At 52.2% G+C, this 270-nt stretch carries 1 pseudogene; it reads left to right on the plus strand.

Annotation, left to right across the window (positions count from 1 at the left end):
- Positions 1-270, plus strand: a pseudogene (locus ACYQ8U_RS23435) (multiheme c-type cytochrome); the annotation flags it as partial.

The following is a 270-nucleotide window of genomic DNA, read 5'->3' on the forward strand; positions in this document are numbered from 1 at the left end:
CTCATGGCCGAGGCCATCACCACGATAGCCGCCCTCTACGAAGAAGGCATCATCGAAAAACCAGCCACCTATCCTGCCGACTACCCCTTCCTGCTTACTTTCATGCACACCAACGGAGAGTCCTGGGAGAAGGATTTAGACAAACTCTCCTATATCGATCAGGTGCTGGTGCAGATGTACATGAAACACCGGATGCGTGCTTACCAGGGATTTTTCCATGTCAACCCCGACTACGCATACTGGTACGGTTGGAACGAGATGACCAAGGAC

Source organism: Desulfocastanea catecholica (assembly GCF_054657295.1).